General features: G+C 53.7%; 12 protein-coding genes and 1 other RNA gene. 2 read left to right on the top strand and 11 right to left on the bottom strand.

The window, feature by feature from the left end:
* Positions 1 to 59: 59 nt before the first annotated feature.
* From CCE92_RS10460 to CCE92_RS10425, 8 genes are all read right to left on the bottom strand, one after another.
* Positions 60 to 899: a YitT family protein gene (locus tag CCE92_RS10460; protein ID WP_088007627.1), complete on the bottom strand. Its 840-nt coding sequence runs from the start codon at positions 897 to 899 to the stop codon at positions 60 to 62.
* 226 nt (positions 900 to 1,125) lie between these two features.
* Complete coding sequence (locus CCE92_RS10455; protein WP_088007615.1) at positions 1,126 to 3,030, bottom strand: ATP-dependent DNA helicase; 1,905 nt, start codon at positions 3,028 to 3,030, stop codon at positions 1,126 to 1,128.
* Positions 3,031 to 3,078: 48 nt separating this feature from the next.
* Positions 3,079 to 4,215 carry a THUMP domain-containing class I SAM-dependent RNA methyltransferase gene (locus tag CCE92_RS10450; protein ID WP_088007625.1) on the bottom strand — a complete coding sequence of 379 codons (1,137 nt, stop codon included), beginning with the start codon at positions 4,213 to 4,215 and terminating at the stop codon, positions 3,079 to 3,081.
* A 204-nt stretch (positions 4,216 to 4,419) separates the two neighbouring features.
* Positions 4,420 to 4,798: RNase P RNA component class B (rnpB, locus tag CCE92_RS10445), an RNA gene on the bottom strand.
* Between the two features lie 49 nt (positions 4,799 to 4,847).
* Entirely contained in the window at positions 4,848 to 5,141 is a 294-nt protein-coding gene (gpsB, locus tag CCE92_RS10440) for a cell division regulator GpsB (RefSeq protein ID WP_088007613.1), read from the bottom strand.
* Between the two features lie 67 nt (positions 5,142 to 5,208).
* Positions 5,209 to 6,459, bottom strand: a complete 1,251-nt coding sequence (locus CCE92_RS10435) for a ribonuclease H-like domain-containing protein (protein WP_088007611.1) — start codon at positions 6,457 to 6,459, stop codon at positions 5,209 to 5,211.
* On the bottom strand, positions 6,449 to 8,734 hold the full coding sequence (locus CCE92_RS10430; RefSeq protein WP_088007609.1) for a DEAD/DEAH box helicase: 2,286 nt from the start codon (positions 8,732 to 8,734) through the stop codon (positions 6,449 to 6,451). Before CCE92_RS10430 ends, CCE92_RS10435 begins: the two co-directional genes overlap by 11 nt.
* Positions 8,731 to 9,096, bottom strand: a complete 366-nt coding sequence (locus CCE92_RS10425; RefSeq protein WP_088007607.1) for a YppE family protein — start codon at positions 9,094 to 9,096, stop codon at positions 8,731 to 8,733. Before CCE92_RS10425 ends, CCE92_RS10430 begins: the two co-directional genes overlap by 4 nt.
* Before the next feature lie 191 nt (positions 9,097 to 9,287).
* On the opposite strand from CCE92_RS10425, the gene recU reads away from it, so the two are divergent.
* Positions 9,288 to 9,929 (top strand): Holliday junction resolvase RecU, encoded by a 642-nt coding sequence (gene recU / locus CCE92_RS10420; protein ID WP_088007605.1) that lies wholly within the window; start codon positions 9,288 to 9,290, stop codon positions 9,927 to 9,929.
* Positions 9,930 to 12,677: a PBP1A family penicillin-binding protein gene (locus CCE92_RS10415; RefSeq protein WP_088007603.1), complete on the top strand. Its 2,748-nt coding sequence runs from the start codon at positions 9,930 to 9,932 to the stop codon at positions 12,675 to 12,677.
* 129 nt (positions 12,678 to 12,806) lie between these two features.
* On the opposite strand, the gene CCE92_RS10410 is transcribed toward CCE92_RS10415, so the two are convergent.
* The 3 genes from CCE92_RS10410 to CCE92_RS10400 are packed head-to-tail and all read right to left on the bottom strand — an operon-like array spanning position 12,807 to position 14,509.
* Entirely contained in the window at positions 12,807 to 13,136 is a 330-nt protein-coding gene (locus CCE92_RS10410; protein WP_144391008.1) for a YpoC family protein, read from the bottom strand.
* On the bottom strand, positions 13,114 to 13,794 hold the full coding sequence (gene nth, locus CCE92_RS10405; protein WP_088007599.1) for an endonuclease III: 681 nt from the start codon (positions 13,792 to 13,794) through the stop codon (positions 13,114 to 13,116). Before nth ends, CCE92_RS10410 begins: the two co-directional genes overlap by 23 nt.
* A gap of 13 nt (positions 13,795 to 13,807) precedes the next feature.
* Positions 13,808 to 14,509, bottom strand: coding sequence for a DnaD domain-containing protein (locus tag CCE92_RS10400; RefSeq protein WP_088007597.1), 702 nt, complete (start codon positions 14,507 to 14,509; stop codon positions 13,808 to 13,810).
* Between the last annotated feature and the right edge of the window lie 319 nt (positions 14,510 to 14,828).

The following is a 14,828-nucleotide window of genomic DNA, read 5'->3' as shown; positions in this document are numbered from 1 at the left end:
AAATTGCTAGGTCAGTCTAGATGGAAGTGTTTGCAATCAGGGTTTTTATCGTCATCCGGTCAATGGATGTTTTTCTTTTTAAATCTTCCTCCGCGGACTTCATTAATATCGGCGATAGCTAAAAATGCGGTCGGATCCATTTCCTCAACAATCGATTTGAGCTTCGCTTCTTCCAGCCGATTGATGATGCAGAAAATCACTTTTTTATCATCTCCTGTAAAACCGCCCTCCCCATTGAGATACGTGACCCCTCTTCCGAGCCTGGCTATGATGGCATCGCCGATGTCCTGGTACTGTTCGCTGATGATCCAGGCGGATTTCGATTCATCCAGGCCGTCGAGGACAATATCGATGGTCTTGTAGGCGATGACGTAAGCGACGATGGAATACATCGCCCGGTCCCAGCCAAGGACGAATCCGCCCCAGCCGAAGATGAATATATTGAAGAACATGATGATTTCCCCCACCGAGAAGGGGAGCCGGCTGTAAAACAGGATCGCCAATATCTCACTGCCATCCAGTGCGCCGCCGTTCCGGATGACGAGCCCGATCCCGGCTCCGATCGTGATGCCGCCGAATAGCGTAGCGAGTAAAATGTCTTCGGTGAATGGCGTGGCGTTATGCAGGAAGTTGGTGGCGAGTGACAGGATGGTGATGCCGAAAAGGGAGGAAATCGCGAATGTCTTCCCGATCTGCCTGTAGCCGAGGAAAAAGAACGGAATATTAAGCAAAAAAATGAAAACACCGATCTTGATGTCTGTGAGCACATAAAGCAAAATCGAAATGCCGACGATTCCGCCGTCCATGACACTGTTCGGGATCAGGAACACTTCGAGGCCGAGCGCCATCAGAACAGCTCCGATAAAAATGAAAAACGCACGTTCCGCCCTCTTTTTCATGCTGAGCTTCTGATGCTGGGTCTCGCTGCAGATTTTTGGGGACTGAGGATTTCCGGCCAATCAGACACCTCCTGTCGATCAGGATTCGCGGGTGTAAAATTCAAAATAGTCACTTTTCATTATACCACTGTTTTTCCTGCTTTGTACGTTATCGGCCGGTTCTTCTGCAGCGAAAAATAAAAAACGACATGGATTTCCGGATGGAAAATCCATGTCGTTCAGTGATTCAGCGAGAAACAGGGACCGGCAGCACCGGCGCCCAGTAATCCCGGCTCTCCATTTCTTTTGCATCCAGCACGAGCCGGATGATGCCTTTGTCCTGCGAAGTCCGGATCAGCCGGCCGATTCCCTGCTGAAGCCGCAGCTGCATGAACGGCATGTCGACTTCCTCGAACGGCTGCGCGGCAAAATTCCGTTTCGCTTCAAAAACAGGATCGTGCGGAGGGTACGGAAGGCCGGCTACGATGACCTGCGTCAGGAGCTCTCCGGGAAGATCCAGCCCTTCCCAAAGGTGGTAAGAGCAAAGGACAGAAACCGATCCGTTCTGGAAATCCCGGATGGCTGCGGACAGCTCCCGTTCCCCTTCGAATTCCATCCCGCTCCGCTCTTCGGCGCTAAGCGTCTCCTGAAACGCCTTCATCTCCTGCCGATTCCGGAACAGCACGAGGGTCTTCTCTCCGGAACTTGCAAACTTCCGGATCGCATCCGCTTTCTCCTGCTGCTCCGAGCTGTGGATGGTAATGGTCATGACTTCCCGGTAATCGAATGGGGAAGGGACCGAAAAGGCCTGGTAATCATGGATGCCGAGACTGGCCGCCATGTATTTGAAGTTTTTTTGTACAGAAAGCGTCGCGGACGAAAAGACGATAGGCACCCGGCCATTGAACAGCTTCTCTTGCAGGACATCTGTTACAAGCCGAGGCATGATGACGAGCGTTTCCGTTCCGTCTTTTTCTTCGGCCCAGCTTACTGCGTCATTGCGACCGACGAATAAATTCATGGCATGGATATACTGCTCGAAATATTCTTCGGCGACCCGGAGATCATATTCCGGAATCGTGAAAAGCTCTGCGTCGAACACGAGCTGTTCCAGTACTTCATCGAGCAACGCCACCACCCTCCGGCCGGCAGCCAGCATCTCCGCTGTTTTTCGGATCCCTTTCCTGTCATCGGAAGTTTTTTCGGTATTGCCCAGCAGAATTCGGAAGAATTCCTGGTGCATATCCACCGCCTGTTCGATCAGGCTGAGCGTCTCTTCCCGGACCCCATCCGACATGAGGCGTTCTGTCACCTGGTGGAGTGTGCCATCCTGCACTTCGAGCGTCAGCGCCCGCTGTGCGGCGAATTCGAGCAGATGCCCTTCATCGAGGACAATCAGGGAAGTTTCCGGAAGCAGCGGGGACTGGCCCTCCCTTGTCCGCGTCTCTTTCGTCCATAGATGCTCCATCAGGAAGTCATGCGAACAGATGACGAGATCCGCCGCTTCCCTGTATTCCTTCCGGTGAAGTGTCTGTCCGCAGAGGTTCCGGAGTTCACAGGACGAACAGTTATGGATGGAATGGTAATTGATGCGCTGCCACTGCTCATCCGTCAGGTCCGGAAAATCGGAACGCGCGCCGTACGGATGGGTTTCCTGCATTGAGCCGGACCCGAACACGAAATCCGGCAGCGCGACTTCCACGTCTTCAAGAAACTCTTCTGTACTGCCTTTTTGCGCCGTTTCAAAACGCTGGAGGCACAAGTACTGATCTCTCGATTTCGCCGTGCGGACGTCCAGGTTCAAGCCGAGCAGCTTATCGAGCCGGTCGATATCGCCACCCTTCTTGATAAGCTGATCGATCAGCGTTTCATCGGCACAGGCAATCATCGCAGGCTTCCCGGTATAGCGGGCGTAAGCGATCGCCGGCAGTAAGTACGCCATCGTCTTGCCTGTCCCGACCCCTGCTTCAGCGAACAGCACCGACTTGTCTTTCAATGCCTGTTCGATCTGGAACGCCATGAAAATCTGTTCGTCCCGCAGCTCGTACCCCCTTTCGGGAAGTTCATCATAGAAAAGGTCACCGATCCAGTCATTCAGCGATTCAAAAAACGTCTTCTCTTTGGATAATGCGAACGGCATGCTCTGTTTCATTTCATTTCTCCTAACAGCACAGCGGAAGGGAACGTCCCTTCCGCCGGCTCATCGTTGATTCGGACGTTCTCCCCAGAACTGATAGAAGTCGGTTTTAATAAAGCCATTGAACAGCTTCCGTTTTTTCGTCGCCTTCCGGCCGTACAGCTCCTCGAAGTTCTCTGCAGCGGACAGCATATACACGGACCACGTCGGGTATTTTTCAAAGACGCGGCCCATATCCTGAATGATTTCCTCGATTTTTTCGATATCGCCGATCCGTTCGCCATACGGGAGATTCCCGACGGCGACACCCGACAGCCCTTCCGCTTTAAAATCCCGGACCTGCCGCTGCCCGAACTGGATCAGATCGGCGAACCCTGCTTCCATCGCATTCGCTTTTGCGATATCGATCATCCGGTGATCGATATCCGTCCCGGTGATGTCGAGCGGCTGATCATAATCCGCCGCTTCTTCCGCTTCGAGCCGGATATCGTCCCAGATTTTCTGCTTCATCCACGGCCAGTATTCACTGTCGAATTCCCGGTTGTACCCCGGCGCGATGTTCTGTCCGATCATCGCCGCTTCGATCGGAATGGTGCCCGAACCGCAGAACGGGTCGGCAAACGGGCGGTCAGGCGACCAGCGGGTCAGTTTCACAAGCGCAGCGGCGAGCGTCTCTTTAATGGGCGCTTCCCCCTGGCCGGTCCGGTATCCCCGCTTGTGGAGACCGGCCCCGCTCGTATCGATCGACAGCTGGACCTGATCTTTCAGGATTGAAACTTCGATTTTGTACTTTGCCCCGGATTCATCAAGGAAGCTGTTCCGGTGATACGCTTTCTTTAACCGTTCGACAATCGCTTTTTTCACGAGCGCCTGGCAATCCGGCACGCTGTACAGCTTCGACTTCACAGATTTTCCCTGAACCGGAAAATTCGCATCCACCGGAAGGAACTTTTCCCATTCAATCGCTTTCGTCTGTTCGAACAGTTCGTCGAATGTCAGTGCCTGGAATTCACCGGCAATGATTTTGACGCGGTCCGCCGTGCGCAGCCATAAGTTCGATTTGGCGATGGCCGACTCGTCGCCATGATAGAACACTTTCCCGTTTTCCGTCTGTGTTTCGAATCCGAGGCCCTTCACTTCATCGGCCACAATCGCTTCCAGTCCCATGGCGGCTGTCGCCAACAGTTTAAATTCAGTCATACCTGCTCCTTCCATGCCGAAGATCCGGCATTTTTTTAGTTCGGTCCGAAAACTGCCCGCGGCAGCCAGCACCGCGACATCCTGTCGCGCTGGCTGCATTTCCCACATCGTGTGGGTCAGAAAGCGTCCGCCTAGAGCGTTTTCTTCCAAAAAATAAAGCCCTCCGGTATGGAGAGCCTGATTATCCAGTTAAGCCAGTTGAAATTCTGTAAGCCATGTTTTGTTCCCGGGTACTCGAACGGCTCGCGCCTCGTACCAATGGGCGGTAACCATCTATCTACAGGCTTGCCGCCTGTCCTTCCCTCCGTTGAATTCCTTCGGGAAAGTGCCCCTACCATAGTTTGGGTTTCTCGCTCGCGGGGTTTACCTCGTTCCACCTGTACGGTTTCCCGTACAGCTCCGTCACTGTGGCACTTTCAGGGTGTGTCCGCCATATCAAAGACGTAGGCGTTCCACCCGCCGTCAGCTTTTCCAAGCTGCCTTGGCTTATTTTTTCGCCAAGCACGATCACTACGGCCATTTCAGGTCCGTGCGAGCATGGACTTTCCTCTCCGGCCTGAATCCGAAGCGGTTACCCGAATTTCAAATGGTCCCTGTCATTATACACGATGCCGGCCGCTGAATCAAAACTTTCACTCGTTATGAAGTTTGCTGCCGAACACGTGGTTCTCTAAATGGGAAAGTCTCCGGAGAATATCGAAATTCGTTGTGCCCGGAGCCGGGGCGGACTGTTTTTTCGGGGCGTTCTCCAACTCGGACCGCAGTTTCCTGTTTTCCGTCTGGAGCTTCTCGATCTGCTGAGAGAACGACTCATAATCCTGGATGACGACGTCAAGGAATTGATCCACTTCGTCCTGATTGTAGCCGCGCATACCTGTCTTAAAATCTTTTTCAAGAATTTCTTTTGCTGTCAGTTTAATGTCCATCGTAATCGTCCTTCCGTAACGTAAAGCGATGTTTTCACAAGTATAGCATATCAGCGCCGGCCGGTGGTTACCGATCTTGGGGATTATCCTGTTTTTTTCGCATCTTTTCCATGAGCCGCTGTTCCCTTTTGATAATATCTTCCATGACGGATTGCCGGACACCGACATGCTCTCCTGCTTCTTTTGCCAGACGGGTCATGATCAGCGACTGGTCGAAATTGCCCAGCTGGTGCTCATACAATTTCGCAAGGTGGACCCAAGCGTCCACTTCCTGAGCTCCTCTCATATTTGGAGCAGCTTCTTTGAACAGCTGGAGCGCCTCCCCGTACTCGCCTTCCCTTTTTTTCTGGATGGCCAGAAGGTAGCGCGCCCGCGCTGCCGTTTCTCCCCTGCCTTTTGTGACATGTTCAAAGTAATCCGCGCTTTTTTCATACTGCTTCAGATCGGCATACCATTTTCCGATATTGGTGTAGGCGCCGTCGGTTTCACTGGCGAGATCACTGATCAGCAGACGGGATGAAACGGTATAGAGCGCTACGAGAGAAAGGATATCGAGTTCGTTATGCAGGAGAACATTCCGGAGGAGAGACGGATCGCCATTCTTGACCGCATCCAGGTAAATCGCCGGGATGAGATGACCGGGTGTATCCCCTGTGCGGATCAGCCCGAGCTTCTGTTCTTCGATTGCGGAAAGTTTCAGCCGTTCGAGCTCATTTTTCCAGATCCTCCTCGTGCCATGGAGCAGGTCGATCTGCACGAGCTGCGGCAGCGGCGGCAGCCGGTTTCTGTGGAGGGTCCATCTCGACAGCAGCTGCGGCCAGTCGAAGCTTTTGCCGTTGTAAGAAAACAGCTTGGCTTCCGGATCTCTCCATAACCCGATCTCATAAAGGAATGCCGATTCATTCGACGGATCCGGCAGCACGTATTGGATCATCTCGAACCCTTCCGGTGTCCGCTCCAGCACCCCCGCCAGGAAGATATAGGCGCCTGTCCCTGCGAGTCCCGTCGTCTCCGTATCAAAGAACAGGAGACGGTCTTTTTTCAGGAGTCTGAACGGATGGTCCGCGTCGGCCTGTTCCCAGTCATGGAGCACGCCGTCCAGTTCGCCGAGCCGGATGTCACCATGGAAATGGTCCGCAGGATAGCGGACGGCTCTGCGATAGACAAAGCCGAAATCGTTCTCGATGAGTTCGAGGCCGACCGCCAGCCATTTTTCTTTATTCACCGGCACCGGTTTCCCGGTTCCCTCCTTTTTCAGAGGCTCATTCTTTTTGTTCAGCAGACCTTTCATCTGCATAAGCTTGCTTTCAAAGGACATCGCCCTTCACCGCCTGTCCGAGACGTTCAAAAAGCCGGATGACATGCGTTTTCATTCCAAGGTCCGTTTCCTGGGCGCCGATACAGGACGGGCATCCGCCGCTGCATGGACACTCCAGGATATGACCGCCAGCTTTGGCGAGAAGTTCCGGCCAGACGTCATAGATCCGTTCCGAAATGCCGATGCCGCCCGGATAGGAATCATGGATGAACAGCGCAGGCTTATCATCATGGGGCGATTTCACTTGAGGGACGACGTTAATGTCACTGCGGTCGCACTGGACGAACATCGGCACGAATGATCCGATCGAATAGGCGGCGGCGCCCATCGCCTCTGATAACTCCGCATCATTCCAGTCGGCCGGTTTATCGAAACTGAGCCATGTGGACGATGTGTGGAGTTCCTCAGGCGGCAATGAAATCGGGCCGGACCCGATGTTGTCGTGCGAGTCGAACCGGATTTTCTTGAAAATGGTCGGCATCGCCAGCACCGCAACGTCCCCGAAATGGACAGCCGCATGGCTGAAATCGCGCTGCCGGTCATCGGTCATCACTTTCAGTTCGACAGCCAGGTTCGCATCCGTGAAATAGTCGACGTCCACTTCCGTGACATACGCTTTCTTTTCCTCCCAATCCAGGATCTCCACTTGATATTGCGTTCCCTGATGGAGGTAAATGGCTTCCTCATGCAGGAGCGTCATGGCACTGAAACGGTCCATCTCTCCGATGACGCGTGTGTCCGCAGGTACCGACTGGTCGATGATCACGACATTTTCCTGCGCGGCGGAACGGAGGCTGATATCATGCGCCGGAAACCGGTCGCTCATCCAGTGCCAGCGGTCCCCTGAACGGACGACGACCCCTTCTTCCGCCAAGTAGTCCAGTAGCGCCTGCACGTCGAACTCCCCGTACTTTTCGTCCGTCCCGAACGGGAGCTCGAAGGAGGCGCACTTTAAGTGATCCATCAGGATCAGGATGTTTTCAGGGTGGATGCGCGCTTCCTCAGGAGACTGCTCCAGCAAATATTCCGGATGCTGGATGATGTACTGGTCCAGCGCAGTCGATTGGGCGACGTAGATGACAAGCGATTCATCCTGCCTTCTCCCCGCACGGCCGGCTTGCTGCCAAGCGCTGGCGATGTTCCCCGGATAACCGGTCATGATACAGGCCTGGAGCTGGCCGATATCGACACCGAGCTCCAGTGCGTTCGTCGATACGACGCATTGGATCGTCCCATCCCGGAGTCCTTTCTCGATCAGTCTCCGTTCTGACGGCAAGTAGCCGCCCCTGTAGCCCTTGATCGATTCATCGTTTATTTTCCGCTTCGTGATTTCCTGCAAATATTTGACGAGCATTTCGACCCGGACCCTCGACTTGGCGAACACGATGGTCTGAATGCCTTCTTTTACAAGTTTTGTCGCAAGGTCCCGGACTTCGAGAACCGCACTTCTCCTGACCCCGAACGTCGGATGGATGACCGGCGGGTTATAGAACACCATATGTTTCCGGCCGGCCGGCGCGCCGTTGCGGTCGATCAGGATGTGTTCCGTCCCCGTCAGGTTCTCCGCAAGCTCTTTCGGATTGGCGATGGTCGCGGACGTGCAGATGAAGATCGGATCGCTTCCGTAAAATGCGCAGATCCTTTTCAGGCGCCGGATGACGTGGGCGACATGCGACCCGAACACACCTTTGTACGTATGGAGTTCATCAATGACGATGTACTTTAAGTTCTCGAACAGGGAGACCCACTTCGTGTGATGCGGCAGTATGCCTGAGTGGAGCATATCGGGATTCGTCAGGACAATCCGGCCGGCTCTCCGGACTTTTGTCCGGATGCCCGGCGCTGTATCCCCGTCGTACGTATAGCTCATTATGTCGCGGCCGGTCCCTTCAATCAGGCGGTGAAGATCGCTTTTCTGGTCCTGTGCGAGCGCTTTTGTCGGGAACAGGTACAGCGCCCGTGCGTCCGGATCATCCAGCACCGTGCTGAGCACCGGCAAATGGTAGCAGAAGGATTTGCCGGAGGCTGTTGGCGTGACCGCCGTGAACGACCGCCCGGAGCGGGCCAGGTCGAACGCTTCCCGCTGATGCGAATAAAGGCGGCTGATTCCGCGGGATGCGAGGGATTTCTTCAGATCCGGATGCAGCGTATCCGGTATTTCCGCATAGCTCGCCGGTTTTTCTTCAAGGGTCCGCCAATGCCAGATCCGTTCCATGAATTCCCGGTCTGTTTTCATGGCTTCGATCAGTTCCGGAAATGTCTTTTTCGTTTTCATCTTTCTTCACCTGTTTCTTCGATTGCTCTGATCAGTGTCTGAAGCGTGTATTCCGCAGCCTGGATCGTCTGAATGAATCGCTTCTTCCCTGTTTCTTTATAGAAGCTTTGGACGATGAACTGCGTCATGCCGTCCGCAGCGTTTTCGATCTGGATGAAATGGATGTGCTTCGGCCGGTTTTGCCGGATGAAACGGTCCGCTTCCGTTTTCCATTCCTGTATTATAAGATGCCATTCATCGGCATATGGTTTTACTTCATTGAAAAAATCAGCTTCCGCATCCTGCTCCCGCTTTGAAAAGAAACGTTCACGGGATTCCCCGCATTCTTTCAGCAAAAGAACTGACAGCTCTGTTAGATTCATAAAATCTTGCCTCCTGATTCCAGTTTATCACACGTCACAGAGTCGACACAGCTGCGGAAACAGCAAGCCTTTTTAATAGGCTATCAGGGTCTTATCCTTTATTATATAAAAAGATTTGCCTGTGAAACTTTTGCCCCGGAATTCCGTCCAGTATCGTGTGGTATGATAAAGGCAGCGAGGTGATTTCAGATATGGGCATCAATTATCCGAACGGGAAGAAATTCACCCCCGCCGAAAATCCGCCAGCGCGGCAAAATAACGGGAGGAAGAAGCCGAAAAAGGACTTGTCCTTCAGCAACCGGGGAAAGACGCTCGAAGATGAGCTGAATGAATCGAATTCCTATTATTTATCCCGCGGCCAGGCAGTGATCCATAAAAAGCCGGTACCGCTCCAGATTGTCAAAGTGGACTATCCGTCACGGAACGCCGCAGTCGTCAGGGAAGCGTACTTCCGGACACCGTCCACCACTGATTACAACGGAGTGTGGAATGGGAAACACGTGGATTTTGAAGCGAAAGAAACACGGAACAAGACGTCATTCCCATTAAAGAATATCCATGAACATCAAATCCGTCATATGAAGCAAGTCTCGGACCAGGGCGGCGTCGCCTTCATGATCATCAGGTTCGCCATTCCGGACCGCTACTTCGCCATCCCGTTCCCGCTCCTGGAGTCTTCCTGGGAACGGATGCAAAAGGGTGGCCGCAAGTCGATCGGCCTGGACGAAATCGAAAAAGCCGCTGTGGAAATCAGTCCGGGGATGTACCCGCGACTCGACTACTTACCGGCTTTGGAACAGCTATTGGGAAAAACAGAAAGCGAGGAACAGTAAGTGAGCGAACGACCAACATCACGCAGTGACCGCAGAAGGTCCGCTGAAGCTCAAAATCGGGCAAAAAAGAAAAAGAAGAAGAAGGGCGGAAATTTTCTCCGCACACTCATTCTTGCCATAGTGGCAGCCGGTCTCCTGATTTTCATCGGAGGCGCAGGCCTGTTCGCCTATTATGCCAGCGATGCCCCGGAATTGGATGAGGAGCTGCTCCGTGATCCGATCACGCCGACCTTCCTTGCCGCGGACGGCGAAACAGAGATCCCTTACATCACTTCCGAAAAAAGGACTTATGTCGAATACGAGAATATTCCCAAGGTACTGGAAGATGCCATCCTGGCTACGGAAGACAACCGGTTCTATGACCATATGGGAATCGATCCGATCCGCCTCGGCGGTGCAGTGATCGCCAATATCACCGATGGTTTCGGATCTGAAGGCGCGTCGACGATCACCCAGCAGGTCATCAAGAATTCATTCCTGTCGAATGATAAAACGTTGAAACGGAAAGCGCAGGAAGCGTATCTTGCGTACCAGCTGGAACAGGAGTACGAAAAAGCAGAGATATTCGAAATGTATTTCAATAAGATCCTGATGTCCGGCAACATTTACGGCTTCGGGACAGCTTCCGAGCATTTCTTCGGTAAGCCGGTGAACGAGCTTGAGCTTCATGAAGCGGCGCTGCTGGCCGGGATGCCGCAGAGCCCGAACAATTACAATCCGTTCAAAAATCCGGAGGAAGCAGAGCATCGGCGCAATGTCGTCCTCAGCCTGATGGCGCAGCATGGGAAAATTACTGAAGCCGAAAAAGAGGCGGCGCAAGCGATTCCGGTTACGGACTCCCTCCTTCCGGAAGAACAGCGTCCGGAAGCGCCGGACGGTGATTACCGCGCGTTCATGGAATTGGTCGAAGATGAGCTGGAAACGCTCGAACTCGACGTCGATCTGAATGAAGGCCCGATCATCCACACGACGCTGGAACCTGAGGTCCAGCAGACGGTGAACCAAGTGATGGAATCGGACATCTTCTTCAATAATGAAGTGGAATCCGCATTGACGGTAGTCGATACGGATACGGGTGCGATCCGGGCGATCAGCGCCGGCCGCGATTATTCCGGTGACGTGCGCATCAACCGTGCCACGGCGACAGACAGACAGATCGGCTCCACCATCAAACCGCTGATCAGTTACGGTCCCGCGATCGAATACTTGGACTGGTCCACAGGCCATACACTCGTGGATGAAGAAATCACGTATACCGATTCAGAAAAGGTCATCCGGAACTTCGATGATGATTATCTCGGACCGATGACCATGCGCGAAGCACTTTATCGTTCCCGAAATGTCCCGTCCGTCAAGGCACTGAAGGAAGTCGGACCAGACCGTGCTGCTGAATTCACGCAGAAACTTGGACTCGATTTCGGACCGATTTATGAGGCGGCTGCGCTCGGTGCACCATCGCAGTACATTTCGACAGTGGAAATGGCCGGCGCGTTCGCGGCGTTCGGCAACGGCGGAACATTCACCGAGCCGCATACGATCACGAAAATCGTCACACGCGACGGTGCCGAACATGTGGTGAAACCTGAACCGGTGCGGGCGATGGAAGAAAGCACCGCATACATGATCACCGACATGCTCCGTGACGTCGTCGACCCCGATATCAGCGGCGCTTCGGGTGAAGCCGCTGCGGTGCCGGGAGTAGATATCGCAGGAAAAACCGGCACTTCCAATTACAATGAAGATGAACTGGCGGAGTACGGCCTTGGGTCTAACTTCGCACCTGACATCTGGTTCGCTGGGTATTCGCCGAACTATTCGATTTCCGTCTGGACAGGATATCCGACGAGAGCGAACGGCATCGACACAACCGTCCGGGAGCAGCGCACACAAGCCCAGCGGATTTTCGCTGAAGTGATGGGCGACATCTCCCAGGATGCCGGGCAGGAAGCGTTCACCCAGCCGGAATCAGTCGTCGAGCTTGAAATCGAAGAAGGATCCGATCCCCTCCGCCTTGCGAGCGATTATACGCCAGGCTACTTGAGAAGTTACGAACTGTTCAAAGAAGGCACAGAACCAACACGTGTTTCAAAACAGTTCATCCCAGTGGAACCGGCAGCTCCGACGGGACTCCGGGCGGACGTGGATGAGACAGCGCAGGCAGTCACACTCAGCTGGTCATTCCCGGAAGATCCGAGCGACATCCAATTCGTTGTATCGGTCAACGGTACCGTCATCACCTCAACCGGCAGCATGGAATACACCTACACCGGTCTTGAACCCGGATCCACGTACGATTTTTCTGTATTCGCCGTCCGTGACGGAGAGGAAAGCGATCCCGTCTCGGTCAGTGTCCAGATTGCGGAGCCGATCGAAGAACCGGAAGTGACGGAACCTGAAGAACCGGAAGCACCGCCTGAGGAACCTGAAGAACCGGCAGATCCTGAAACGGATGACGGCGAAAATGGTGAAGACGGCAATGGCGGCGGGACCGGCGATGGAGAAACTGACGACGGGGAAACCGGCGGAACTGATGGCGGAACCGGTGATAGCGGTTCCGAAGGGGAAACTGGTGAGGATCCTGAAACGGACGGCGGCGAAGAAGATGAAGCCGCCGCACAATCCGCCACCGAAAACAGCAATAGCAACAACGGCGGCTCGAACAGCGGCAGAGGCAGTGCCAATGAAAACAACGGCGAAAGCAATAGCGGCAGCAGCGCTGAAAACAACGAAGCCGACGGACAAGATTGATACGCGCCCCCCTCCCGACAATGGGAGGGGGTTTTTGTTGGTATTTGATTACATAATAATATTACCAGTAAAATGCGACTGAAGGATGGCAGCAATCGGACTCACGAAAAAAGGCTGCCCGCCACCGGGTCAGCCCTTATAATCCCTATTTTTCAGCTGCGCTTGTTTTGAAGCGACTTTCTTGCCCATTTCCGAAAACAACTCATCCAGCTGCAGGAACGCTGCATAGTTTTCCGATCTCGATTTGATGAACTCGAGCCGTTCTTCTCCATTGACCGGGACTGCGCCAAAGACTGAGCAGGAAGCAAGAAGCCGCTCATAGAGCACGAGCGCTTCGGTCATCCTGCCCGCTGCCCGGCTATCTCTCTGCCGGTGCAGTTCCGTCAGTTCCGTACGCATGTCCTTCCATTCTGCAAATAAAGCTTCCACTTGCTGCTCATTCAGTTTCTGTCGCGGCATGCCATTTTACCAGCCCTTTTTTGTCCCGTTTGTGTCCTTCCCTGCAATGATCGAAAAGCGGACAGATATGGCAAAGCGGACTTTGTGCTTTACAGTGATATCTTCCGAAAAAAATCAGCTGATGATGCGCTCTCGACCACCGTTCCCTCGGTGTTTTTTTCATCAGTGTCTCTTCGACTTCCCTTGGCGTATCCTTCCAGCGGCAGACACCCAGTCGTTTGGATACCCGTTCCACATGGGTGTCGACGGCCAGGGCGGGAACACCGAAAGCGACGGAAACGACGACATTGGCCGTTTTGCGGCCGACACCCGGAAGCTTCGTGAGCTCATCCCTGTCTTCCGGCACTTCTCCGCCGTATTCCTCCAGCAGGATCCGCGAGAGCCCTTGGATATTTTTCGCCTTATTCCGGTACAGGCCGATGGAACGGATATCCTGCTGCAGTTCCTCCACCGGCACGGATAGATAATCTTCAGGTGTCTTATATTTCTCGAATAGTTTCGGTGTGACTTTATTGACTAAAGCGTCCGTACACTGCGCAGAAAGCAGAACAGCAATGACCAGCTCGAACGGATTGCTGTGGACCAGTTCACAATGGGCATCCGGGAACATTTCGTCCATTTCTTCAAGGCATTCCTGCCAGTCTTTTTTCGTCATCACTGCTAACCACCGCCTAGTTCCGGTCTTCGAGCCAATTATAGAACTCAACCTTTTTCTTGCCGCTCTGAACGGGAAGAGCATGGACGTTCTTTTCCCGGAAAGACACGGCGTGTTTTGAGACATCCTTCGTGGATTTTATGTTTTTCTTTTTCCACTCGAACAGGATCCGGTCTATGTATCGCAGGCTCAGTTTCTGGGAGAGGACCGCTTCCTTCAGGGCCATCCGGATCACATCCGGCGTATGCCCGTCCTGATCGATCCACATGGTGATCGTCTCCGATTCGATCGGCGACAGGAAGCGTCCGAATTCCTGCTCGAAAAGCTGGAAAATCTCCCCCTCCTGCTGCTTTTGTTCTTCTTCTTCGTCTTCAGCCTGTTCCATGGCAATGGAATCGAGGAGCCTGTCCCAGAGGGGCTGCAAACTCATCCGCTCTGTGACGATCCCTTCATTCTTCTCGTGTTCGATCATCAGTAAATTGCGCTGCATCATGTTCTGCAGCATGGCTGTAACTGAACTCTGAGGCGTCTGCATCCGTGCGGCGATTTCGTCCGGTGTCGGAAAAGGATTTCCCGATTGCTGAAACGCATGCACGTGCAGCAGCAGCATCGCTTCGCTGTCTGAAATGTTCAGTCCCTTGTAGAACTGAAAAAAAAGCTGGGAAATGCTCACATTTCCCTGCTCAATCCAGCTGCGAAGCCGGTTACGCTGTTGCATCCCCGACTCCCCCTTTCTTTTTCTGTTCATTTTTGCAAATGGTATCACTGAACTCGCTTCGGCGCTCCGGGGATGGCTCTCGCCATAAGCTCAGCTGCTTCGCACCGCTTCGCGGGCTCCACGCGGAACTTACGTCTCCGCCTACTCTCGGGAAGGCACCTTCGCTTGATAAATACGCTGGATACTACTGATTCTTAGAAGAAAGAGCGGCAGGCGGCGACTCCAACGGGAAAAGCGGGCCAGGCGAGACACCGCAGGGCAAAGTTCGAGGAGGCTTGCGGACCGTCCGCGGAAAGCGTCCGCCTGAAGCGATTTCTTC

This window comes from Indiicoccus explosivorum, assembly GCF_002167005.1.
Classification (GTDB): Bacteria; Bacillota; Bacilli; order Bacillales_A; family Planococcaceae; genus Indiicoccus; species Indiicoccus explosivorum.
The sequence above is the reverse complement of the archived record's forward strand: the minus strand, read 5'-3'. Positions and strand labels throughout refer to the sequence as shown.

Excerpts from the sequence above, each read along its gene's own strand:
- CCE92_RS10460 (WP_088007627.1), bottom strand. The coding sequence starts at position 899 with ATGAAAAAGAGGGCGGAACGTGCGTTTTTCATTTTTATCGGAGCTGTT.
- CCE92_RS10455 (WP_088007615.1), bottom strand. The coding sequence starts at position 3,030 with ATGAAACAGAGCATGCCGTTCGCATTATCCAAAGAGAAGACGTTTTTT.
- CCE92_RS10450 (WP_088007625.1), bottom strand. The coding sequence starts at position 4,215 with ATGACTGAATTTAAACTGTTGGCGACAGCCGCCATGGGACTGGAAGCG.
- gpsB (WP_088007613.1), bottom strand. The coding sequence starts at position 5,141 with ATGGACATTAAACTGACAGCAAAAGAAATTCTTGAAAAAGATTTTAAG.
- CCE92_RS10435 (WP_088007611.1), bottom strand. The coding sequence starts at position 6,459 with ATGTCCTTTGAAAGCAAGCTTATGCAGATGAAAGGTCTGCTGAACAAA.
- CCE92_RS10430 (WP_088007609.1), bottom strand. The coding sequence starts at position 8,734 with ATGAAAACGAAAAAGACATTTCCGGAACTGATCGAAGCCATGAAAACA.
- CCE92_RS10425 (WP_088007607.1), bottom strand. The coding sequence starts at position 9,096 with ATGAATCTAACAGAGCTGTCAGTTCTTTTGCTGAAAGAATGCGGGGAA.
- recU (WP_088007605.1), top strand. The coding sequence starts at position 9,288 with ATGGGCATCAATTATCCGAACGGGAAGAAATTCACCCCCGCCGAAAAT.
- CCE92_RS10410 (WP_144391008.1), bottom strand. The coding sequence starts at position 13,136 with ATGCCGCGACAGAAACTGAATGAGCAGCAAGTGGAAGCTTTATTTGCA.
- CCE92_RS10400 (WP_088007597.1), bottom strand. The coding sequence starts at position 14,509 with ATGCAACAGCGTAACCGGCTTCGCAGCTGGATTGAGCAGGGAAATGTG.